This window comes from Candidatus Rokuibacteriota bacterium (genome assembly GCA_030647435.1).
Classification (GTDB): domain Bacteria; phylum Methylomirabilota; class Methylomirabilia; order Rokubacteriales; family CSP1-6; genus AR37.
Window position 1 is genome coordinate 231,477 of record JAUSJX010000012.1, and the last position, 22,868, is coordinate 254,344.

17 protein-coding genes are annotated in these 22,868 nt (G+C 67.7%); all 17 read left to right on the top strand.

Annotation, left to right across the window (positions count from 1 at the left end; genetic code table 11):
* The first annotated feature begins 287 nt into the window (after positions 1–287).
* Positions 288–1,187: a hypothetical protein gene (locus Q7W02_03055; GenBank protein ID MDO8475169.1), complete on the top strand. Its 900-nt coding sequence runs from the start codon at positions 288–290 to the stop codon at positions 1,185–1,187.
* A 258-nt stretch (positions 1,188–1,445) separates the two neighbouring features.
* Entirely contained in the window at positions 1,446–2,816 is a 1,371-nt protein-coding gene (locus Q7W02_03060; protein MDO8475170.1) for a TIGR03013 family PEP-CTERM/XrtA system glycosyltransferase, read from the top strand.
* A 44-nt stretch (positions 2,817–2,860) separates the two neighbouring features.
* The gene (locus Q7W02_03065) at positions 2,861–5,068 is read left to right on the top strand and encodes a P-loop NTPase (protein MDO8475171.1); all 2,208 of its coding nucleotides are present in this window, start codon (positions 2,861–2,863) and stop codon (positions 5,066–5,068) included.
* Between the two features lie 36 nt (positions 5,069–5,104).
* Positions 5,105–6,421 carry a nucleotide sugar dehydrogenase gene (locus tag Q7W02_03070; protein ID MDO8475172.1) on the top strand — a complete coding sequence of 439 codons (1,317 nt, stop codon included), beginning with the start codon at positions 5,105–5,107 and terminating at the stop codon, positions 6,419–6,421.
* 9 nt (positions 6,422–6,430) lie between these two features.
* Positions 6,431–7,444, top strand: coding sequence for an NAD-dependent epimerase/dehydratase family protein (locus Q7W02_03075; protein MDO8475173.1), 1,014 nt, complete (start codon positions 6,431–6,433; stop codon positions 7,442–7,444).
* Positions 7,437–8,321, top strand: a complete 885-nt coding sequence (locus Q7W02_03080; GenBank protein MDO8475174.1) for a DUF3473 domain-containing protein — start codon at positions 7,437–7,439, stop codon at positions 8,319–8,321. Before Q7W02_03075 ends, Q7W02_03080 begins: the two co-directional genes overlap by 8 nt.
* Complete coding sequence (gene wecB / locus Q7W02_03085) at positions 8,318–9,403, top strand: UDP-N-acetylglucosamine 2-epimerase (non-hydrolyzing) (GenBank protein ID MDO8475175.1); 1,086 nt, start codon at positions 8,318–8,320, stop codon at positions 9,401–9,403. Before Q7W02_03080 ends, wecB begins: the two co-directional genes overlap by 4 nt.
* A gap of 9 nt (positions 9,404–9,412) precedes the next feature.
* Complete coding sequence (locus Q7W02_03090) at positions 9,413–10,432, top strand: FemAB family PEP-CTERM system-associated protein (protein MDO8475176.1); 1,020 nt, start codon at positions 9,413–9,415, stop codon at positions 10,430–10,432.
* A 34-nt stretch (positions 10,433–10,466) separates the two neighbouring features.
* Positions 10,467–11,693, top strand: a complete 1,227-nt coding sequence (locus Q7W02_03095) for a glycosyltransferase (GenBank protein ID MDO8475177.1) — start codon at positions 10,467–10,469, stop codon at positions 11,691–11,693.
* On the top strand, positions 11,690–12,793 hold the full coding sequence (locus Q7W02_03100; protein MDO8475178.1) for a GNAT family N-acetyltransferase: 1,104 nt from the start codon (positions 11,690–11,692) through the stop codon (positions 12,791–12,793). The genes Q7W02_03095 and Q7W02_03100 overlap by 4 nt, the downstream gene beginning before the upstream one ends.
* Positions 12,790–14,634: an asparagine synthase-related protein gene (locus tag Q7W02_03105; protein ID MDO8475179.1), complete on the top strand. Its 1,845-nt coding sequence runs from the start codon at positions 12,790–12,792 to the stop codon at positions 14,632–14,634. Before Q7W02_03100 ends, Q7W02_03105 begins: the two co-directional genes overlap by 4 nt.
* Positions 14,631–15,635 (top strand): polysaccharide deacetylase family protein, encoded by a 1,005-nt coding sequence (locus Q7W02_03110; protein ID MDO8475180.1) that lies wholly within the window; start codon positions 14,631–14,633, stop codon positions 15,633–15,635. The genes Q7W02_03105 and Q7W02_03110 overlap by 4 nt, the downstream gene beginning before the upstream one ends.
* A gap of 15 nt (positions 15,636–15,650) precedes the next feature.
* Positions 15,651–17,489, top strand: a complete 1,839-nt coding sequence (glmS, locus tag Q7W02_03115; protein ID MDO8475181.1) for a glutamine--fructose-6-phosphate transaminase (isomerizing) — start codon at positions 15,651–15,653, stop codon at positions 17,487–17,489.
* 43 nt (positions 17,490–17,532) lie between these two features.
* Complete coding sequence (locus tag Q7W02_03120) at positions 17,533–18,930, top strand: putative O-glycosylation ligase, exosortase A system-associated (GenBank protein MDO8475182.1); 1,398 nt, start codon at positions 17,533–17,535, stop codon at positions 18,928–18,930.
* Complete coding sequence (locus Q7W02_03125; GenBank protein MDO8475183.1) at positions 18,923–19,705, top strand: ABC transporter permease; 783 nt, start codon at positions 18,923–18,925, stop codon at positions 19,703–19,705. The genes Q7W02_03120 and Q7W02_03125 overlap by 8 nt, the downstream gene beginning before the upstream one ends.
* 16 nt (positions 19,706–19,721) lie before the next feature.
* Positions 19,722–20,954, top strand: a complete 1,233-nt coding sequence (locus Q7W02_03130; protein ID MDO8475184.1) for an ABC transporter ATP-binding protein — start codon at positions 19,722–19,724, stop codon at positions 20,952–20,954.
* A gap of 13 nt (positions 20,955–20,967) precedes the next feature.
* Positions 20,968–22,866, top strand: a complete 1,899-nt coding sequence (gene asnB, locus Q7W02_03135; protein ID MDO8475185.1) for an asparagine synthase (glutamine-hydrolyzing) — start codon at positions 20,968–20,970, stop codon at positions 22,864–22,866.
* Positions 22,867–22,868: the final 2 nt, after the last annotated feature.

The following is a 22,868-nucleotide window of genomic DNA, read 5'->3' on the forward strand; positions in this document are numbered from 1 at the left end:
CGCTTACGCTGTCAGAGCAATACACAGACAACTTCAACCTGAGCACGAGCGCGCAGGGCAAGCAGAGCAACTTCCGCACGACCCTGTCCCCCGGCTCCACTATCCTTATAAACACCGCCAAGACTCAAGGAAGCGTGTCGGCAACCTCCGGACTCACCCACGACAGCTCGACGGGCGAAATCGACTTCAACGCCTTCCCGAGTCTGTCGGCCTCCATTCGGCACTCATTCAACCCCAGGCTCAGCCTCACGCTCACTGATTCGTTCAACCGCAACGATAACCCTAGCGTGGCAGACTCCTCCGGGCTCCGACGAGAGCGCCAGACGTTCACCTCCAATACCTTCGGGGCCTCCGTGGACTGGCTCATCGACCTGCTCCAGACCCAGTACTACTACCGGAACTCGTTCTTCAGCAACAGCGATACGAACAGCACCAGCCAGAACAATACGAACAGCACCAGCCAGATCTTCGGCTTGAGCGCTTCGACGCGGGTTGGGGCGCTCAATACCGTCCAGGTCGGCTACGAGTACTCGATCAGCGAGATGCAGCAGGACGTGACCTCCTTTGGCAACCTGTTTTCTGCCTCCGTCTCTCACCAGCTCGGCACGTACGCCTCGGCGGGAGTCCAGGGCTCCTACTCCATGCAGACGCTCAACGACCTGAAGATCTGGAACGGCTCGGTCTTCGGTACCTACGGGCTGCCCACCGGGTTCTCATTCTCCGGCAGCCTCGGCTACAGCCTCCTCAGCAGCGACGTTGCCTCCAATCAAGGCGGGTTCACCGGAAACATCAACGCGAGCTATGCCCATGCCCGTGGCGTGATCAGCCTTGGAATCTTCCAGGACTACCGCACGACCTACCAGGGTGGCCAAATCGGTCAGAGCGGCGTGGATCAGAGCGGCCAGAACTTCGGCGTGGTCCAAACGCTGGGCCTCACGGGGAACTTCACCTACCAGCTCACGCCGTTCATCGGCAGCTTTATCCAGGCAGCCTATACTCAGAACGAAAACACGGGCATCGGCAACACCAAGTCGAACACGAGTCAGGATTACTTCACAGCGAACGCGGGGGTCAACTGGTCTCTCCTCCGCTGGCTCAACCTGAGCCTCCAGTACACCCGCAACCAATACAATCAGCCCGATAGAAGCGAAAACCGCGGTCTGCTCTCGCTTACCGCGACCTTCTAGTCAGCACTCCGCTGCCCAGTAGCTGAACTACAGTCCTCTGCGCCACGCGCAAAGCTTGCATAGCTGCCACACCGGGTAACTGCTCGATTCTCCACACCTCGGATGAGGGCCACGCAATTCGCGCGCGAGCGGAAGCCGGTTGCCGGTTGTGGGCAAGAAACTTCCCTTCGCCCAGAACAATTAGGCAAATAAAATCAACGAGTTATCTTCGGCTCCTTCGGGGAGAAGTGGCACCGTCCTTGCGTCTCTTTGAGCACCGTGCTCAGAATATTCCGACACTACGTGCCCGGGTTGGCCCTCCTGATCTTTGCGGGAGATCAGGCGATCGTCGCCCTCTCCTTCCTTGCCGCCGATGCCGGCGGCATGTGGGTAGGACGCGGAGCGACGGGTCCCAAGCTCCTTTCGGTTGCGGCTCTTATCACGTTTGCTCTCTACCTCGGCGATCTCTACAACATGCGTCTCGGGCTCGGCCGGCGGGAGATGATTGCCCGGCTCCTGATCTGCCAGGGCGCCGCGGGCATCGGTATCGCGGCCGTGGGGTTCGCCGTGCCGTCGCTCCGACTCGGCCGTTTCGCCTTCTTCAGCATCGTCATGGCCGCGACCCTGGGTCTGGCCGCGTGGCGCGCGGCGTGGCTCAGCGCGTCGGCGCACGACCGGATGAAGCTCCGCGTGCTGGTCGTGGGCGTGGGCCCGGTGGCGCGCTCCATCGCGGAGCTGGTGCCGACCAGCTCTCGGCCGTTCACCATCATCGGATTCCTCGACGACGCCTTGGGGGCCGCTGACTCCCTTCCCGAGGGCTACGAGCTCCTGGCCAAAACCAAGGACCTCACCGCCATCGTGGAGGAGACGCACCCCGACCTCTTGGTTGTGGCCCAGATCGAGCGGAGGGGCCAGTTCCCGGCCAAGGCTCTCCTCGACTGCCGGCTGCGGGGTATCCAGGTCGAGGACTGGCCCACCTTCTACGAGAAGGCGACCGGGAAGATCCTCGTCACCTCCCTCCGCCCGAGCTGGCTCATCTTCTCCGACGGCTTCGTCAAGACGCGCCGGACGGAGGTCGTCAAGAGGTTCCTCGATATGACCCTGGCCTTCCTCGGCCTCGTCCTGGCCCTGCCGGTCATGACCGCCGTGGCCGTCGCCATCAAGCTCGACTCTCTCGGGCCCGTCTTGTTCCGCCAGCCGCGCCTCGGGCAGAACGGCAGCGTCTTCATCCTCGACAAGTTCCGCTCCATGCGCCAGGACGCTGAGAAGGACACGGGGCCGGTCTGGGCCCAGGACGGCGATCCCCGGATCACCCGGATCGGAGCCTTTCTCCGGCAGACACGGCTGGACGAGCTGCCCCAGCTCTTCAATGTGCTGGTCGGCCACATGAGCTTCATCGGCCCGCGACCCGAGCGCCCCGAGTTCGTCTACGAGCTTCAGAAGGTGATCCCGTTCTACATGGAGCGCCTCTCGGTCAAGCCGGGGATCACGGGCTGGGCGCAGGTGAAGTACCGGTACGGCGCCTCGGTGGACGATGCGCTGCAGAAGCTCCAGTACGACCTCTACTACATCAAGAACCTCTCCCTGTTCCTGGACCTCCTGATCCTGCTCAACACCGTCCAGGTGGTTCTGTTCGCGCGGGGCCGATGATGACGGCACTTCTCACATTCGTCACCTAAGGAGCAGGCTGACCGATGGACATTCTGACGAACCTCAAGCAGGTCGGTCTCTCGCTGTTCAGCCGGCGCAAGCGCTGGGTCATCCTGGCCGCGGCGCTTGGCCTGGTCCTGTTCCTGCCGGCCGCCTACACGCTGTCCAAGGAACCGCCTCGCTTCCGGACCAGCGCGGTGGTCTACCTCGAGAACAAGGCGGAGCGGGTGCCGATCTTCCAGGAGTTCTCCCCCAACCGGCCCCTGCCCGTGCAAATGGCCATCCTCCAAAGCCGGGCGCTCGCCGAGGCCGTCATCGAGGCGCTGCCGCGGGCCTCGGTCGAGGACCTGATGGAGAATCCCTACAGCCGGGACTACTGGCTGGAGCTCCAGAACTCGTGGCGCCGGCTCCAGGGCCAGGAGCCTCTGGTCGAGAGTCCCCAGCGGCGCGCCCTCATGGAGATGCAGGCTGCGCGCGTCCGCTTCTCCACCCATCGGGGCGGCGGCATCGTCGAGATCATTGCGGAGGCCTCCAAGCCCCGGGTGGCTCTCGACATCGCCAATACCTACATGGACGTCCTCGTGACCCGGACGCGCTCCTTCAACATCGATGACGCCAAGAGCACCCGCGAGTACCTGACCCAGCAGACCGGCCAGGTGGCCGAAGCGCTCAACGCCAGCGAAACCACCCTGAGCCAATTCACGCTCTCCAAGGGCGGCATAAGGGTCCCGGACCGCTTCTCCGAGACGGCCGGCCGCCTGTCCCAGCTCGAGAGCAGCATCGCCGAGGTCCAGACCAACAAGAACATGAGCCAGACCCGCCTGGCTGGGCTGCGCGCCAAGTTGGAAGCCATGCCGGGCGCGCCGCCCAAGGCCACCCCGGCGGCGGCGGCGCCCTCGTCGGTCAACACCGGCAGGCTCCGGGCCAAGCTGTCGAGCCTGGAGGCCCAGCTGGTCGAGGCCAAGGGCAATTATCCGGACGACCATCCGCGACTCCGCTCGCTTCGCCAGCAGATTGCCGACGTTCAGCGCGACCTGGGGGACGCGGTGAAGGAGTCGACCTCCGCCGACCTCACCGGCAGCAGCGTCCCCGCTCAGGATCGGGCGGCATTCGCGGAGATGGTGGGGGCGCTGGAGACCTCGGTCGTCTCGCTCACTGCTCAGGAGAGCGCGCTGCGCGAGCAGGCGTCGGCCCACCGCAAGAATCTCGCCGGTCTTTCCAAAGACGAGCTCGAGTACCGCCGGCTTGCCTCGGAAGCAGAGACGAACCGCAAGCTGGCGACATTGCTCCAGGACAAGCTGGGCGCCGCTCGCCTCCGCGAGCAGGGTGAAATGAACGCCGTGAAGGTGATCGATCCACCCGGGACGCCAAGTCCAGCCCCCAACGAGAGGCGCTTGAAGTTCCTTGGCATTGCCCTGGCTCTTTCTTTCGTCGTCGGCGTGGCGGGACCTGGAGTCGTCGAGTACTTCAACCGACCCATCCAGACTGAGCACGACGCTCGCCAGATCACCGGGCTGCCCGTGCTGTCCGCCGTGCCCTTGGTGCAGTCGCGCCGGGTGCTGTTCAGCCAGCGGGCCGCAAAGCCCGGTGACGTCGTTGGGGAAGACTACATCCTGTTCCTGGACGCGATCCGGCGCCTGCGCGTCGAGATCCAGCTTCTTGCCGAAGAGATGCCGCTCCACCGAATCCTCGTGGCCAGCGCCCTGCCGGGCGAGGGGAAGTCCACTGTCGTGTACAACCTCGGCTTGGCTCTCGGCGAGGTCGGCAAGCGCGTGATCATCGCCGACGCCGACTTCCATCGGCCCACCCTCCACCGCACCGCCAAGACCAACAACGAGCGTGGCTTCACCGATCTGCTGGCCGGCACGGGAGACCTAAGCCATTCGCTGACCGAGATCAGCGACGGCGTACGGCTGGCCCCGCGCGGCTCCGGGCTGACCGTGCCAGCCCGCGCCGGGCTTGGCACGCGTCGCCTCGTGGAGGTCCTGGCGGGCATGTCGGCCGAGGCCGACTACGTGCTGATAGATTCCTCCCCGGCCCTGCTCATTCCGGAGAACCTCTACGTGGCCGCCGCCGCCGACGGGATCATCCTGGTGGCGGATTCGGGCTCGACGCGGCCCCGCGACCTACTCCGGGCCAAAGAGGTGCTGGAGCACTCCGGCACGCCGGTGATCGGTGTGGTCGTCAACCGCATGCCGCTCAAGTCCGTGAACTACTACTACCGACGCTACTCCGCGTACTACCACAACTAGGCCGAACGCCGTCGGACCCCGAAAGGAAACGAACTCGTGAGCACCTCGATTGACACGCTGGAACGCAGAATCGATACGCGAGCGGCAACTGTGGCGGTGGTCGGCATGGGCTATGTCGGGCTGTCCCTGGCGGTAGAGCTATGCCGAGCGGGCTTCCGGGTGCACGGCATCGACCTGGACGTGGAGCGGGTGAGTCTCCTGAACCGGGGTGCGTCGTACCTCGTCGACGTGACGGGCGAGACCCTTGCGCCCCTGGTCCGGGAAGGCCGCCTTACCGCCACGACAACCTTCGAGGTCGCCGCTGCCAGCGACGTCCTGATCGTCTGCGTCCCGACGCCGCTGCGCAAGAGCAAGGAGCCCGACATCTCGTTCATCCTGGCGGCGCTCGAGAGTCTGCTGCCCCATCTGCGCCGGGGACAGCTGATGGTCCTCGAGAGCACAACCTTCCCCGGCACCACTGAGGAGGTCGTCCTCCCTCGCCTCGAATCCCGTGGCTGGGTCGTCGGCGGCGACTTCTTCCTGGCATTCTCCCCGGAGCGCGTGGACCCGGGCAACCGGCAGTTCACCACCGCCAACATCCCGAAGGTGGTGGGCGGGGTGACGCCGGCCTGCACGCGGTTGGCCGCGGCACTGTACCGCGTGATCACGGGCTCGGTGTTCGAGGCCTCGAGCCCGCGAGTCGCCGAGACCGCCAAGCTGCTCGAGAATACGTTTCGCAGCGTGAACATCGCGCTGGCCAACGAACTGGCGGTCGCCTGCCGAAAGATCGGCGTGGACCCGTGGGAGGTGATCGAGGCGGCGGCGACCAAGCCGTTCGGCTTCATGCCCTTCTACCCGGGTCCGGGCATCGGCGGCCACTGCATCCCGGTGGACCCGCTGTACCTGTCCTGGAAGATCCGGCTCGCCGGCCACGAGACGCAGTTCATCGCCCTCGCCGACCAGATCAACCGCGCCATGCCGGAGCACGTCGTCACCCTGGTAGCCGACGCGCTGAACGAGCGCGGCCGGGCGGTGCGCGGGGCCATGGTCCTCGTCCTGGGCGTCACCTACAAGCCCGACGTCAACGACATCCGTGAGTCACCTGCCCTCGAGATCATCCAGACGCTGGCCCGCAAAGGCGCCCAGGTTTCCTACGCCGACCCCTTCGTCCCGCAGTTGGCGCTCGGCGATCTGAAGCTCGCGGCGGTGGAGCCTTCGGCCGAAGCCGTCGCGGCCGCCGACTGCGTGCTGATCCTGACCAACCACTCGGCCTTCGACTACGCGATGGTCGCCGACCGCGCCACGCTGGTCGTCGACACACGCAATGCCATGAAGGACTACCGACGTTCCCGGCCCTGGATCGTGACGCTCTAAGAGGTCCCTATGTCCACCGTTCTCGTCACAGGCGGCGCCGGCTTCCTCGGCTCCCACCTCGTCGATCGGCTCCTGGCCGATGGAGCAAGCGTGAGGGTCCTCGACAACCTGTCCACGGGCTCGCTCGATAATCTTCGGGCGGCCGCCCGCTGGCGGTCCGATGAGGCCGCGGCCGCGCCCTCTGCCGGGACTCGGCTCGAGGTCATTCTCGGCGACATCCGTGACCGCGAGCTGGTGCGCCGGGCCATGCGCCGGGTCGCAGGTGTCTTCCATCTGGCCGCGCTGCCACCGAGCGGCGCCTCTTTTTCAGATCCGGCCGAGTTCCACACGGTCAACGTCCAGGGCACCCTCAATGTCCTTGAGGCGGCCCTGGCGGAGGGGGCGGGTCGCGTGGTGTTCGCCTCCTGCGCCTCCGTCTATGGCTCTCCGTCCCCCGGCCTGGTGATGGAGGACGGGCCGGTCCAGCCCGCCTCGCTCTTCGCGGCGTCCAAGCTGGCCGGCGAGATGTACTGCCGCGTGTTCTACACCAAGCACGGGCTCGAGACGGTCGCCCTCCGCTACTTCACGGTCTACGGCCCGAGGCAGACCAGGGTGGACGACAGCCTGACCGTCTCGGCATTCATCGACGCGCTGCGCCGGCGCCGACCTGTCATGGATGCCGATGCCGCGGCGGCTCTCGACTTCACCTACGTGGACGATGCCGTGGATGCCACGGTGGCCGCCGCGACGGCAGCAGCGGCGGCCGGCCAGACGATCAACGTCGGCTCAGGGCAGACCGCGTCGGTCCAGGAGGTCCTGTCCATCCTGAGTCGGCTCCTGGGCCTGCAGCCAGTTGCCGGTGCCTGGCCCGAGCCCGCCTCCCTCCCGAGAACGCAGCAGCCTCAGGCCAGCCGCGCCGCCGAGCTCTTGGGCTACGTGCCACGGGTCTCTCTCGTCTCCGGACTCTCGCGCGTTGTCCAGTCCCTGACTGAATATCAGCAGTCCAACGATCCGGCCCTGGCTGAGATCGGTGCAGATGAATAACGTATTGACGTTTGACGTCGAGGAGTACTTCCACGCGGAGGCCTTCGCGGGCGTGGTTCGACCGGAGGACTGGCCGACGTTCGGCAGCCGCGTGGTCGACCCTACCGAACGCCTCCTCGACATGCTCGACTACGCCGACGTCCGGGCGACGTTCTTCGTCCTGGGCTGGGTGGCGGAGCGCCAGCCGGGCCTGGTCCAGGAGATCCATGCCCGCGGGCACGAGCTGGCTTGCCACGGGTACAGCCACCAGATGATCTCGCGACTGACCCCGCAGGAATTCGCCGAGGATGTGAAGCGAGCGAAGAAGGTGATCGAGGACATTGCGGGAACCCGCGTGATCGGGTACCGGGCGCCGACGTTCTCCGTCACGCGCCAGACCTTGTGGAGCCTCGAGGTGCTGATGGAGGCCGGCTTCCGGTACGACTCGAGCATCTTCCCCATCGTCCACGACCGGTACGGCATCCCGGACGCCCCACGCTTCGCCCACCGGATCCCCATCTTCGCCAACCGGATCCCCATCGTCGGCAATGGCTGTGCCATCGCCGAGCTGCCCCTCTCGACGCTCTCCGTCTTCGGGCGGCGACTGCCGGTGGCGGGCGGCGGCTACTTCCGCCTTCTCCCCTACGGGCTCACGCGTCTCGCTATTCGACACCTCAACAAGGTCGAGCGCCAGCCGGCCGTGGTCTACCTCCACCCGTGGGAGCTCGATCGACACCAGCCCCGGCTGTCCGTCGGGCGGCTGACCCGGCTCCGCCACTCCATCAACATCGACGAGACCGAGGACAAGCTGTGCCGGCTCCTCGCAGACTTCCGTTTCGCCCCCGCCGCGCAGGTCCTCGCCGAGACCGGCGTCCTCGTTAGCGGAGAGGCGTCGTGAAGCTCGCGGCCGTCGTGGGGGCGCGCCCGAACTTCGTCAAGGTTGCTCCAATCCTGGCCGCGCTGCGCCAGCGCAGCGGCATCTCCACCACGCTGATCCACACGGGCCAGCACTACGACGCGGAGATGTCGGGGGGCTTCTTCGCCGACCTGGAGCTGCCCGAGCCCGACGTGAATCTGGGGGTACGGGCAGCCAGCGCCGTGGCGCAGATCGCCGAGATCATGGCCCGGCTCGAGCCGATACTGGTCGCCGAACGGCCCGACACGCTGATCGTAGTTGGAGATGTCAACTCCACGCTCGCCGGCGCGCTGACCGCGGTGAAGCTGGGACTCCGCGTCGCCCACGTGGAGGCCGGTCTCCGGAGCTTCGACCGGAGCATGCCCGAGGAGCTCAACCGGGTGCTCACCGACCAGATCTCCGATCTCCTGTTCACGACCGAGCCGGCGGCCAACGAGAACCTCGCTCGCGAGGGCATTCCCGCCGATCGCGTCCACTTCGCAGGCAACGTGATGATCGACACGCTGTTCCGTTGTCGCGAGCGCGCCCAACGGTCCGCCATCCTGGCCACGCTCGGGCTCTCAGCGGGCCAGTACGCGGTGCTTACGCTGCACCGGCCGAGTAACGTGGACGACAACCGGGCCCTGGGGCGCATGCTTGCCGCCATTGAGCGGATCCAGGCGGACCTGCCCGTGGTCTTCCCGGTCCACCCACGCACCCGCCAGCGCCTCGAGGCCCTCAACGGGCAGATGCCGGACATGCCCGGCCTCCGCCTGGTATCGCCCCTGGCCTATCTCGACTTCGTCCAGCTGATGGCCAACGCGCGCTGCGTACTCACCGACTCGGGAGGCATCCAGGAGGAGACGACGGCCCTGGGTATCCCGTGCCTCACCCTCCGGACCAATACTGAGCGGCCTGTCACCATCCAACGGGGCACCAACAGGCTGGTGGGAGTAGAACCCGAGGCAATCTACGCCGGCTGGCAGGACGTGGGCCGGGGCCACTGGCCCGCCGGCGAGCTGCCGGAGCTCTGGGATGGCAAGGCGGCGGGACGGATCGTCTCCGTCCTGCTGGGTGAGCGGTAGGAGCAGGCCGTGGAAATCAGACCGCTCACCACGGAGACCGTCGAGTGGGACGCGTTCGTCCGCTCCGCCGTCCACGGGAGCCCGTTCCACTTGCTGGCGTGGAAGCGCGTGGTCGAGGCCGCGTTCGGTCATCGGCCCCACTACCTCATGGCGGCAGGTTCGGACCGCGTGGAAGGCGTGCTGCCGCTGTTCGAGGTACCGGGCCTCTTCGGGGGGCGCGGGCTCGTCTCGGTACCCTACGGGGTCTACGGCGGCGTTTGCGCGACATCCCCCGAGGCGCGCGCGGCGCTGCTGGAAGCCGCCACCCGGCTGGCGCGGGAGCGCCGGGCCGACTACGTGGAACTGCGCCACAGGAGCGGCCAGCAGGTGGACTTGCCGACCAAGTCGCTGTACGTGACGTTCGCCCGTCCGATCTCAGCCGACTCCGAGGAGAACATGGCGGCCATCCCCCGCAAGCAGCGGCGGATGATCCGCCAGGGCGTCAAGTTTGGCCTCCGGTCGGAGTTCGGGCTCCAGCATCTGGACGCGTTCTACGAGGTCTACGCCGAGAGCGTCCGAAGGCTGGGCTCCCCGGTCTTCCCCCGCACCCTCTTCCGCGCCATCGCCCAGGAGTTCAAGCAGGACTGCGAGCTGCTGACCATCTGGCGCGAGGGACGACTTCTCGCCGGCGTGCTCACCCTTCTCTATGAGGACCGGGCGCTCCCTTACTACGGCGGCGCGCTCGGCGCGGGTTCCCAGTTCGCCGTCAATGACTTTATGTACTGGGAGCTCATGTGTCGCGTGGCCGCGGCGGGTTACCAGATCTTCGACTTCGGCAGGAGCCGCGAGGGCACCGGCCCGTATCACTTCAAGCGGCACTGGGGATTCGAGCCTGAGGCCCTGCCGTACCAGTACATCCTGCAGCGGGGCTCCATCCCGAACCTGAGCCCGTCCAACCCAAAGATGCGCCTGGCCATCGCGGCCTGGAAGCGCCTGCCGCTCGCCGTGACCAAGGCGCTCGGACCCCGTCTCACGAGGTACCTGCCGTGACCTCGCGAAACGCCGACGCCCGATGAGAATCCTGATGCTCGGTCCGTGGGTGCCCTCGGCACGGTACCCGGTGGAGGCGGAGCGGCTCCTCCGCTTCGCCCGACACCTCGTCCATGGTCACCGGCTCACGCTCGCCTTTGCCACAGACGTCCCCGACCACTCGGGGACGATCCTGGCGCTGCGTGCCGAGTTTCCGGACATGGAGTTCGCCGTCGTGCCGCGCCGCCTCCGGCGGCTGTGGAGCGCGCTCCGCCTGTTCGCCAAGGCGTCGGTCGAGCTCACGTACTTCGACTCCGCCGCGCTTCGCACCCGCCTCCGCGACCGTGAGCGGACCTCCCCCTTCGACGTGGTCTACGCCGCGTCGGCCGGCATGATCCAGCACGCGCTCGACCTGGAGCGCCCAGGGCCGCTGGTGATCGACTTCGGGGACCTCGACTCAGAGTGGTGGGAGCGCCGCGCTGCGGGAAGCCCCCGGCTCAAGGCGGGATTCTATCGCGCCGAGGCGGCCAGGGTGCGCGAGTTGGAGCAGGCCGCCGCCCGGCGGGCCACGGTCTCCATGGTGTCGAGCGTCCAGGCCGCCGAGCGGATTGCTTCCTTCGCTCCCGGGGTCCCCGTCGTCGTGGTCCAGAACGGCGTGGATCCGGAGCGCTATCCGGCGGGCCCCCATCGGGCGGCCGAGCCGGTCATCGCATTCACCGGCTCCCTCGAGGGCGCCGGCGGGTTCGACGCTGCCACAAAGTTCTGCCGCGGGGTGCTGCCCGCGGTCCGCGCTCAAGTGGCCGGCGCTCGTGTCGTGATTCCCGGCCGGTACCTGCCCCGGTCCGCGCGACGCTTGGCGCGGCTGCCCGGCGTCGAGATCGTCGGCAACGGCGTGGACCTTCGGGCCCTCTTCCGACACGCCGCCGTCGCCGTCTCGCCCTCAGGCGACTCCAACGGGGCGCGCCAGGGGGCGCTCGAGGCCATGGCCGCTGGCGTGCCGCTTGTGGCGAGCCGAAAGAGCCTGAACGGGCTATGGGCGAAGTTCGATCAAGAGGTGTACGTCAAGGACGACCCCGGGGCCATGGCCCGCCGCCTGGTCGAGCTGCTCAGCAGCGAGTCCATGCGCGCGGAGGTGGGCAGCCGCGGCCGGGCTTTCGTCCGCGCGCACCATTCATGGGAAGCCGCGGCTGTCCACGTCGCCCAAGTGGTCGACCGCGTCCTGAGCATCACGCCCCGCGCGTTCCGGCCGGCGGCAGCCCCTGAGGCGCCTGCGAAACCATGAAGATTCGTCGCATCACCGATCGCGCGGACTTCGACGCGCTGGCCCCCGTCTGGGACGCCGTCGTGGCGGAGAGCGGACAGACCTCGCCCTTCCACAGCCATGACTGGTTCGTCTGCTGCTGGAACGCCGCCCTTCCGGACCGCCAGCCGGAGGCGCTCGTGGTCGAGGACGCGGCCGGCCCGGTGGGGCTCGTGCCCCTTGTCAGGTGGAAGGGCGATCTCCACGGCGTCCCTGCCCGATTCGTGGGCCTCCTTCACGTACCCGACACTCCCTTCGTAGACTGGCTCTCCGTCGGGCCTCCAGAGCCCATCATCGAAGCCGTCATGAAGGACCTCGCCAGGCGTGAGGACTGGGACGTGCTCGCGCTCGCCGGGCTGCCGGCCACCTCGGTCACGGTCAAGGCGCTGGAGGCTTGGCTCCCCGGCCGCTTCCGCTGGCACCAGACGAGCGTTCTCCGCTCTCCATCCCTCGTGGTGTCGGGCACGTGGGAGGAATTCTGGGCCGGCAAGAGCCAGCGATTCAAGAAGACCATCCGCAACGTCGCCAACCGCCTGGCCAAGGCGGGGACTCTCGCCGTCGAGCAGCACCGCGAGGTCCAGCCCGACGGGCGGGTTTTCGCCGAGCTCCTCGACGTCTCGCGCCGGAGCTGGAAGGCGCCTCGCCAGGTCGCCATCGCCACCATGCCGCGCATGCCGGAGTTCTTCGGCGAGCTTACCGTGCGCGCCAGCGCGCGCGGGTGGCTCCGCCTCTGGGTCCTCCGCCTCGACGGCCGCGCGGTGGCGACCGAGTATCAGCTCGAGGACGGCGGGCGGGTCCATGCGCTGAGGGCGGAATTCGACGGGTCCCTCCCCGAGGAGCTCTCTCCCGGCACCCATCTCAACGCCGAGATCGCGCGCGCCCTGTTCGCGCGGTCCGGAGTGCACGAGTACGACATGGGCCCGGGGGAGAACGAGTACAAGTCACGCTGGACCTCGGACGCCCACGAAACCGTGGGGCTGCGCATCTACCGGCCCGGGACGTACGGCGCGGCGCTGTACGCTCTCGAGGCCCGCGCGGTGCCGGCGATCCGAAAGCTTCGACGCCAGGGAAACCCGGCATGAGCCTCATCGGCGGACTCGTCTATCGCGATCCGACGCGCCCGGTCGAACCGGGCCGCCTCTCCCTCGGGTCCCTCGCCGATCCCGGTGCCGGTCGAGGGACCCGGATCGGCCTCCCGGGCGCCCTCCTCGCGACCGAAGGGGAGCAGGCGGCATGCGCGCAGTGGGACGGCGCGGCGGCCGCGATGGATCACGACCTCACCAACCTGGACGAGATCCGCGGCTCCTCGAAGGTCGAGCCAACGATCCGCGTCCTCGAGGACGGCTATCGCCGCCACGGCGCCCGGTTTCTTGCGGCTCTCCGCGGGGGCTTCGCGCTGGCGCTCTGGTGGCCGCGCTCCCGTCGCCTCCTGCTGGCCGCCGACCGCTTCGGCATCCGGCGCCTCTACTACGCGGCGACACCAGAGGGCATCGCCTTCGGGACCCGCGTCAGCGTCCCGCTGGCGCTGCCGGGGACGACATCGGCGGTGGATCCCGAGGCGGTCTACGCCTACCTCAATTACAGCGCGATCCCCGCCCCGCAGACGGTCTACCGCGCCATCCGGCGGCTGCCCCCGGGCCATCTCCTCGAATGGGAGGACGGCCGGCTCCGTGTGGAGCCCTATTGGGACATGCGGTACACGGAGCGGGCGATCTCACGCACCGCTGCCTCGGCGTCGCTCCGCCGGCACACCGAAGAGGCGGTAGGTGATGCACTCCGTGGCGCCGACCCGAAGCACACGGGGGCCTTCCTGAGCGGCGGCACCGACAGCAGCACTGTGGTGGGGCTCATGACGCGCCTGACGGGCGAGCGCGTCAACGCCTTCTCGATCGGCTTCCTCGAGACTCGGTACGACGAGCTCCAGTACGCCGAGCTGGCCGCCCGGCACTTCGACGCCGCCCACTACACCCGCGTGGTCACAGCCGATGACGCCTTCAGCTGCCTGCCCGAGGTGGTCGAAGCCTACGACGAGCCCTTTGGCGACAATTCGGCGCTGCCCACCTTCCTCTGCGCGCGCCAGGCGCGCGAGACAGGAATGCGGCTGATCCTGGCCGGGGACGGCGGCGACGAGATCTTCGGCGGCAACGAGCGCTACCGCCGCGAACAGATTCTGGCCCGCTACCGGTTGATCCCTGGAGCGATCCGGAAGGGCCTGATCGAGCCCATTCTGGGCGCCGTAAAGCCGGGCCGCATGGACGTGTTGGGCAAGGCCCAGCGCTATGTCGGCCGGGCGTCGCAGCCGAATCCCGACCGGTTCTACTCCACAGAGTTCTTCATCGCCCGCGAGCGCCTACGGCTCCTCCACCCGGACTTTCTCTCGGCGGTCACCGCGGACGCTCCGTTCCGGATCGCCCGCCGCCACTTTGACGCCGTCACCGCCCGGAGCGAGCTCAACCGGCTGCTCTATGTCGATCTCAAGATCACCATCGGCGATAACGACCTATTCAAAGTGACGCGGATGGCTGAGCTGGCCGGCATCGCCGTGCGCTTCCCGATGCTGGACCCGCGGCTGGTGGAATTCACGGGCACCCTCCCCGCCTGGCACAAGGTCCGGGGAACGGAGAAGCGCCACCTCTTCAAACGCGCGTTCTCGACCCTGCTCCCGGCGGCCACCCTGGCCAAGGTCAAGCACGGCTTTGGACTGCCCATCAGCGACTGGCTCCGCACCCACGGGCCGTTTCGCGAACTGGCGCGGGACACGCTCCTGTCCCGCCGGAGCCGGGAGCGTGGGTACTTCGCGCCCGGAGTGATGGAGGAGCTCTTCCGGCTCCACGAGGATGACCGCACCCCGTTCTACGGCGATCTGCTGTGGTCGCTCCTCATGCTGGAGCTCTGGCACGGGCACCATGGAGACGTCGCATGAGCCTCAGGGATCAGGCCATCCGCGCGGTCTCGAGCGCCCTCTACCACAGCCGCCTCCTGGGTCCGATCGCGACGGCGGCCATCTACGCGAGCCCCAGACGTGGCTTCCCGATCCTGACGTTCCACCGGGTCAACGACGACCACGACCCGTTCTTGCCCGCTATGCCCACGGTCGTGTTCGCGGCGCGCATTGCCCACATCGCACGGCACTACCGGGTGCTGGCCGTGGAAGATCTCGTGGAGCGCGTGCGCCAGGGCACGGCGCCCCGCAACGCCCTGGCGCTGACCTTCGATGACGGCTATCGCGACAACCTGAGCCACGCGGCCCCGATCCTGGCCCAGCACAGGTTGCCGGCAACCATCTTCCTGGCGACGGGTTACATCGGGACGCCGGATGTGCCGTGGTTCGATCGCGTAGCCCTCGCCTTCAAGCTCTCCCGGCGCAGGGATGTCACGCTCCCCGGCTGCCAGCCGCTACACATCGAGACCGAAGGAGACCGGCTCGCCGGCCTCAAGCTCGCGATGGGCTGGCTCAAGACTCTTCCTGACGACGAGCGCCGCCGAGCGGTGGAGCGGCTGGTGGCCGATCTCCGACCCCGGGGGCCCGGGCGGCCAAAGCGAGTCATGCTCACCTGGGAGGAAGTGGACGCCCTGCGCGGGCTCGGCTTCTCCATCGGGGCCCACACCGTGACCCATCCCATCCTGTCGCGCGTGACGCCGGAGCGCGCCCGCGAGGAGATCCAGGGATCCAAGGACGCTATCGAGCGGACCCTGGGCGTGCCCGTCCGCGCCTTCGCCTATCCGAACGGTGGCCCCGAAGACTATAGTTCGACGACGGTCCGGCTCGTGCAGGAGTGCGGCTTTACCTGCGCGGTGAGCGCGCGCCGGGGTCTCAACGGACCTGCCATGCCTGCATTCGAGCTCCGGCGTGGAGGCCCCTGGGAGGCTCACCTGCCCACCTTTGCCCTCAAGCTGGCCTACTACCGGCTGACGGGCGCCTGAGGAGAACGATCGCGCATGTGCGGCATCGTCGGATATGTAGGGAAGCGTGATGCGGTCGGCGTCCTGCTCGACGGGCTCCGGCGGCTGGAGTACCGAGGCTATGACTCGGCCGGCCTCGCCGTTCAGGTCGAGGACCGGCTCGAGATCCGGCGGGCCACCGGGAAGATCGAGCAGCTCTGCCACCTCGTCGAGCGCGAGCCGGTGCGGGGCTCGACGGGGCTGGGCCACACCCGCTGGGCCACCCACGGGCGCCCGTCCGACGCCAATGCCCATCCCCACGCAGACTGCACCGGACGTCTGGTAGTCGTTCACAACGGCATTCTCGAGAACTACCTCGAGCTCCGCACCGAGCTCGAGGCTGACGGGCACCGCTTCCGCTCCGAGACCGACACCGAGGTTATGGCCCACCTGATCGAGCGCTACCACGTGGGCGGCGTCGACCTGGCGTCGGCGGTCAAGGCCGCGCTCCGCAGCGTCCGCGGCGCTTACGCCTTCTGCATGCTCGCGGCGCACGAACCCGGCCGCCTGGTCGCGGCCAAGCTGGGGGGCGGCAGCGTTGTCGTCGGCCAGGGCGACGGGGAGATGTTCATCGCTTCCGACATCCCGGCGGTCCTCCCCTACACTCGCTCGGTCACCATTCTCGAGGATGGCGAGGTGGCGGTGGTGACCTCCGACACGCTGATGCTCTCCACGCTCGACGGACGGCCGGTCGAGCGACGGCCCAACGTCATCACCTGGGACGCGGCGATGGCCGAGAAGGGCGGCTACCCGCACTTCATGCTGAAGGAGATCCACGAGCAGCCCGAGGCGGTGGCCAACACCTTCCGCGGGCGCGTGCTTCCGGAGCAGGGCGCGGTGGTCTTGCCCGAGGCCAACCTGGATCCGGACCTGGTGGCCAGGCTGAAGCGCGTGGTGTTCGTCTCCTGCGGTACCTCGTACCATGCCTCCTTGATCGGGCGCTTCATGGTCGAGCGCCTGGCCGGGCTCGGGGCCGAGGCAGACATGGCCTCCGAGTTCCGTTACCGCGAGGCCATTCTGGGGCCAGACACGCTGGTCGTGGCCATATCCCAGTCGGGAGAGACCGCCGACACGCTGGGTGCCGCCCGAGCCGCTCAGGAGCGCGGAGCGCCGCTGCTGGCCATCACGAATGTGGTGGGCTCGGCCCTTGCGCGCCGGGCCCAGGGCGTGATCTACACCCACGCCGGTCCCGAGATCGGCGTGGCCTCTACCAAAACGTTCACCGCCACCATCACCGCGTGTTACCTGCTCGGACTGGCGCTCGGGCTCGGGCGCGGCTTCCTCGCGCCGCGCGACGGCCAGAAGCGGCTCGCCGAGCTGCTGGAGATCCCGGGGCTGATGCGAGAGGCGCTGGCCGCCGACGGGCCCGTCCGCGCGCTCGCCGGCGATCTGGCGGCATGCCAGGGCTTCCTCTACCTCGGCCGCGGGGTCCAGTACCCGATCGCGCTCGAGGGCGCGCTCAAGCTCAAGGAGATCTCCTACATCCACGCCGAGGGCTATCCCGCCGGCGAGATGAAGCACGGCCCCATCGCGCTCATCGACGAACGCATGCCGATAGTCGCGCTCACCCCGAGGGACGGCTCCTACGACCGGATGGTGGGCAATGTGGAAGAGGCCAAGGCTCGGGGCGGCCGCGTCATCGCCATCTGCCATCGCGGTGATGACGAGATGACCCGCCGCGCGGACGATGCGCTCATCGTGCCCGCGGCAGCCGACCTCCTGGCGCCTCTGGTCACGGTCATCCCGCTCCAGCTCCTGGCCTACCACATTGCCGTGCTGCGGGGATGCGACGTCGACCGCCCGCGCAACCTGGCCAAGAGCGTCACGGTGGAATGATGATCTCAGCGCCCAGAATCGCCTTCGTCGCCGGGGAGCGCTCATGAGCGGGCTGAGAGACGTCGTCTTTCTCATTGTCCTCATCGGGCTCGTGCCGGTCAGCCTGATCCGCCCCTGGCTCGGTATCCTCGCCTGGTACTGGATCGCATTCATGGTGCCGCATGGGCTGACGTGGGGTTTCGGACGAACGCTCCCTGTCGCGATGCTGATCGGGGGCGCAGCCCTCGTGGGTTGGGTGTTCACGAAGGATCGGAAGCCGATTCCGCGGACGTGGACGGTCTTTGCGCTCCTGCTTCTGGCCGCGCACTTCACGCTGACCACCATGCTCGCCTACAACCCGCAGGAAGCATGGGGCAAGTGGGTGTGGGTGAGCAAGGTCCTCCTCATGACCTTCGTGACCATGACCTTGTTCCAGGAGCGGGCCCGGCTGCGCTGGCTCTACATGGTCACGGCGCTCGGCCTGGGATTCTACGGGCTCAAGGGTGGGGTCTGGGTCCTGCGGACCGGCGGAGGCGAGCGCGTCTTCGGCCCCGACATGAGCTTCTTTGCCGACAACAACACGCTCGGGCTGGCGCTCTGCATGATCCTCCCCATGCTGCTGTACCTCTCGCGTGAGGAACCCCGGCCCTGGCTGAAGAAGGTCCTGCGGGTTACCTTCTTCTTCACCATCATCGCCATCGTCTTTACTTACTCGCGGGGCGCCTTTCTGGGACTCGTGATCATCCTCGCCGTCCTGATCTGGCGCTCCCCCTGGCGCCTTCGGTTCGGGATAGTCCTCCTCATCGGAGCGCTCGTCGCCGCCCCGTTCCTGCCTGACCGTCTCTGGGAGCGGATCCAATCCATCGGCGAGCAGGAATCGGCCGCGACGCGTGACACCTCCGTCCAGGGGCGATTCGAGGCCTGGCGCACCGCCTGGAACATCGCGCTCGACCATCCCTTCGCGGGCGGCGGCTTCCGGGCCCTGTGGAACGAAGACATCTGGAACATCTACTACGGGTCGGACTTCCTGGCGGTCCGAGACACCCACAGCCTCTACTTCGAGGTGCTCTCAGAACACGGCTTCCTGGGCTTCGGCCTCTATCTCCTTGTCCTCGCCGGCACGCTGGTGACCCTGCGGCGGATCCGGAAGCGGTGGCGGGGACACGCGGAGTACGGCTACCTCGCCAACTATGCGGAGATGACCCAGCTCTGCCTCTACCCGTACATGATTGCCGGGGCCTTCATTACGGTCGCCTACTTCGACCTCTACTTCTACTTCGTCGCGTCCAGCGTCATGCTCCGCGCGCTCTCGAACGAGGCGGAGAAAGCCCTGGTGCCTGCGCCGGTCCCGGCCCGACGCGGGCGGACAACGGTTGCCTCGGCGTTGGCTCTACCGGCTCGAGCGCCGCGCCGTCCCCTGCCCTCGCCCCGTCCTCTGCCCTCGAGGAAGCGTCATGCGTGAGACCTTCGTCAACGTCTTCCGGCACTGGGACCTGATCTCGAGCTTCGCCCTGCGCGACATCAAGGCGCGCTACAAGCAGACCGCGCTCGGCGTCGCCTGGTCCCTGCTCCAGCCGCTGTCCATGATGGTCGTCTTCACCCTGGTCTTCTCGCTCTTTGCCAAGGTGCCGAGCGACGGGATCCCCTATCCAGTCTTCGCTTACAGCGCCCTGATCTTCTGGACCTTCTTCTCCAACGCCATCAGCGGCGGGACCGTCGCGATGGTGTCGAACGCCACGTTGATCCGGAAGATCTATTTCCCGCGCGAGACTCTCCTGATCGCGGTCCTCCTGGCGGGACTCCTCGACCTCGGCGTGGCCTCGCTGCTCTTCGTCGGGATGCTCTTCTACTACAAGGTGTCGCTCTCGCTGGCTGCCTTGTGGGTCGTCCCGCTGCTCCTCGTGCAGATCACGCTGACTTTCGGCGTGATCAGCCTGACCTCGGCCGCTCATGTGAACTTCCGTGACATGGGTCACGCCCTGCCGCTTGTCGCCCAGCTCTGGATGTTCGCCACGCCCGTCGCCTACCCGATCAGCGTGATTCCGGGGTGGCTCCATCCCTTCTACATGCTCAATCCCATGGCCGCCATCATCGACGGCTACCGTCGCGCGCTCATCCTCGGCACCGCCCCCGAGCTACCGGCTCTCGGCATGAGCGTCGCCATCACCGTCATCATTACCGCCATCGCGCTCTCGGTGTTCAAACGCGCCGCGCGCTCCTTCGCGGATGTGATCTGAAGGGATCCGCGCCCTCATGTCCGACACGACCATCGAGCTCTCCGGCGTCTCCAAGCGATACCGGCTCCGCCACGGCTGGTACGTCACCTCGCTCAAGGACGAGGTGGGGCGCCTCACGGCGCGCCTTCTCGGCCGCGACGTCCAGCCGCGCGAAGAGTTCTGGGCCCTTCGCGACGTCAGCTTCTCGCTCGAGCGCGGCGAAGTCTTGGGACTGATCGGGATGAACGGCGCCGGGAAGAGCACCCTGCTGAAGATCCTGTCTCGGGTCACGGTGCCTACCACTGGCTCCTTCGTGACCAACGGCCGGCTCGGCTCGCTCATCGAAATCGGGGCCGGCTTTCACCCGGACCTGAGCGGTCGGGAGAACATCTTCCTGAACGGCTCCATCATGGGCATGACCCGCCGCGAGGTTCAGCGCAAGTTCGACCAGATCGTGGCCTTCGCCGAGGTCGAGCGATTCATCGATACCCCCATCAAGTTTTATTCCTCCGGCATGCAGATGCGGCTGGGCTTCGCAGTGGCCGCTCACACGGACCCGGACATTCTGCTCATCGACGAGATCCTGGCGGTCGGCGACGCCTCCTTCCAGGCCAAGTGCCTGAACAAGCTGGCCGAGCTCAAGGAGCAGGACAAAACCATCATCCTCGTCTCCCACCACCTGCCGAATATCACCGAGCACGCCAAGACTGTGCTCTGGATTGACCACGGCACGATCCGCATGTTCGGGGATTCCGACGCCGTCGTGGATGCATACCTCGAGCATGTCACCGCGGACATGAGCGCCGAGGACAGCCACCACGAAGCCCGGGACAGCGGCGGCGATCGGCCGATTTCCATTCTCGACGTCGCCATGGCCGACGCGAGCGAGCGGTCCCAGAACCGCTTCGATCGCGAGGATACGGTGGTCATTGACGTCACCTACTCGGCGTCACGACCGATCCCCGGAGTCGTGTTCGGCGTCTCCGTCCACGATGTTCACGGCTACGATCTGGGAGGCGTCGTCACCGATCCAGACTCGATCAAGGTCACGGCGCCGGTGGATCACGGCGTCCTTCGTCTGACGCTCAGCCCCCTGCTGTTCAACAAGGGCGCGTACACGCTGGACGTCTATGTCCTTGATCCGGCGACGAGGCGCTATTACGACCTCCGCCGGCGCGCGCTTCGGCTCGTGGTGGACGGCCACCGCGCGGCCTCACGCGAGTCCACCGGATACGTCTTTTATCCCCATCAGTGGGAGCGGCTCAAGTGAGGCGCGGCTAGCCATGTGCGGGATCGCCGGGATCGTCAACCTGACGGGTCACCCCGTGGATGAGGCGCTCCTGCGCGCCATGACCACGGTCCAGGCCCATCGCGGCCCGGACGGTGAGGGCATCGTCTGCCGCGGCGGCGCCGGGCTCGGTCACCGGCGGCTGGCCATCATCGACCTGGCCACCGGGGATCAGCCCATGGCCAGCGAGGACGGCGCGATCCGGATCGTGTTCAATGGGGAGATTTACAACTTCCGCGAGCTGCGCCGCGAGCTGGAGTCGCGCGGGGCCCGCTTCGCCACGACGTCCGACACCGAGGTCATCCTGCGGGCCTACGAGGCCGACGGCCCGGCCTGCGTCACCCGGCTGCGCGGGATGTTCGCGTTCGCCATTCTGGACGAGCGGGCCCGCCGGCTCTTCCTGGCGCGCGACCGCGCGGGCATCAAGCCGCTGGTCTATGCCTGGGACGGACGGCGGCTTCTCTTCGCCTCCGAGATCAAGGGCATCCTCGAGGACCCCGGCGTGCCGCGCGAGCTCGACTGGGACGCGCTGGGCGATTACCTGACCTATCACTATGTGCCGGCGCCCCGCACCATCTTCAAGGCGATCCGGAAGCTGCCGCCGGCCTCCACCCTGGTGCTACCGCTGGAGGGTGGCGAGCCCGTGGTGTCGCGCTACTGGACGCTTCGCCTGGATCCCGACCAGGGCCCGACGGAACAGGAGTGGATCGAGCGGTTACGGGCGGAGCTGGCGGATGCCGTGCAGAGCCACATGGTCAGCGATGTGCCCATCGGCGCCTTCCTGAGCGGCGGCGTGGACTCGAGCACCGTCGTCGCCCTGATGGCTCAGGCCTCTTCCGCGCCTATCCGCACCTTCTCCATCGGCTTCGACGAGGCCGACTTCGACGAGCTCCGCTTCGCCCGCCAGGTCGCCGCCCGCTACGGCACCGACCATTACGAGCTGGTGGTCAAGCCCAATGCGCTCGACGTCCTGCCCAAGCTCGCCTGGCACTTCGACGAGCCATTTGCCGACTCCTCGGCCATTCCGACCTACTACGTGTCCAAGATCACCCGCGAGCATGTCACCGTGGCGCTCTCCGGGGATGGCGGCGACGAGAACTTCGCCGGCTACCGCCGCTACGCCCGGGCCCTGGCGCTCCACGAGCGCCTCGACAGCGGGCCGGCGCGCCTGGCCCATCCGCTCTGCCGGCTCGCCTCGGCCCTCCTGCCGACCGGTGCGCCCGGTCAGGCCTGGGCGGGGCTCCTCGGGGCCGAGCCGCTCGAGCGGTACTTCCGGCTGGTCACCTATCAGCGCCATGAGACGCTCCGCCGCCTCCTGTCCGACGAGCTGGCCGATCTGGCCCGTTCCGCCGCGGATCCCGCGGTCTTCTCGCGGCTGGCCGCCGAGGCCGGCGCGCCGGACTATGTATCGGCTCTCCAGCACATCGACATCGCCACCTATCTGCCCGATGACATCCTGACCAAGGTGGACCGGACCAGCATGGCGGTGTCGCTCGAGTCTCGCGTGCCGCTCCTGGACCACCGGCTCATGGAGCTCGTGGCGACCATCCCGTCCGGCCTCAAGCTGCGAGAGGGCACCGGGAAGTACCTGCTCAAGCGCGCCATGGCCAATGACCTCCCGCCGGAAATCCTCACGCGGAAGAAGATGGGCTTCGGCGTGCCGCTGGGCGCCTGGTTCCGCCGCGAGCTTCACGACATGACGCGTGATGTGCTGCTGGGGCCGCAGGCCCGGCAGCGCGGCATCTTCCGCACCTCGGAGGTGGAAGCGCTCATGGCCACCCACGACGCGGGCCGCCGCGACTGCTCGGCGCGTCTCTGGTCGCTCATCTGCTTCGAGCTGTGGATGCGGCAGTGGGTGGACCGCGCCCCGGCGGCCGCACGGGAGGCCCCGTAGCC

Coding starts and splice junctions, on each gene's coding strand:
- Q7W02_03065 (MDO8475171.1), top strand. CDS start 2,861: ATGGACATTCTGACGAACCTCAAGCAGGTCGGTCTCTCGCTGTTCAGC.
- Q7W02_03075 (MDO8475173.1), top strand. CDS start 6,431: ATGTCCACCGTTCTCGTCACAGGCGGCGCCGGCTTCCTCGGCTCCCAC.
- Q7W02_03080 (MDO8475174.1), top strand. CDS start 7,437: ATGAATAACGTATTGACGTTTGACGTCGAGGAGTACTTCCACGCGGAG.
- Q7W02_03095 (MDO8475177.1), top strand. CDS start 10,467: ATGCTCGGTCCGTGGGTGCCCTCGGCACGGTACCCGGTGGAGGCGGAG.
- Q7W02_03100 (MDO8475178.1), top strand. CDS start 11,690: ATGAAGATTCGTCGCATCACCGATCGCGCGGACTTCGACGCGCTGGCC.
- Q7W02_03105 (MDO8475179.1), top strand. CDS start 12,790: ATGAGCCTCATCGGCGGACTCGTCTATCGCGATCCGACGCGCCCGGTC.
- Q7W02_03110 (MDO8475180.1), top strand. CDS start 14,631: ATGAGCCTCAGGGATCAGGCCATCCGCGCGGTCTCGAGCGCCCTCTAC.
- glmS (MDO8475181.1), top strand. CDS start 15,651: ATGTGCGGCATCGTCGGATATGTAGGGAAGCGTGATGCGGTCGGCGTC.
- Q7W02_03120 (MDO8475182.1), top strand. CDS start 17,533: ATGAGCGGGCTGAGAGACGTCGTCTTTCTCATTGTCCTCATCGGGCTC.
- Q7W02_03125 (MDO8475183.1), top strand. CDS start 18,923: ATGCGTGAGACCTTCGTCAACGTCTTCCGGCACTGGGACCTGATCTCG.
- Q7W02_03130 (MDO8475184.1), top strand. CDS start 19,722: ATGTCCGACACGACCATCGAGCTCTCCGGCGTCTCCAAGCGATACCGG.
- asnB (MDO8475185.1), top strand. CDS start 20,968: ATGTGCGGGATCGCCGGGATCGTCAACCTGACGGGTCACCCCGTGGAT.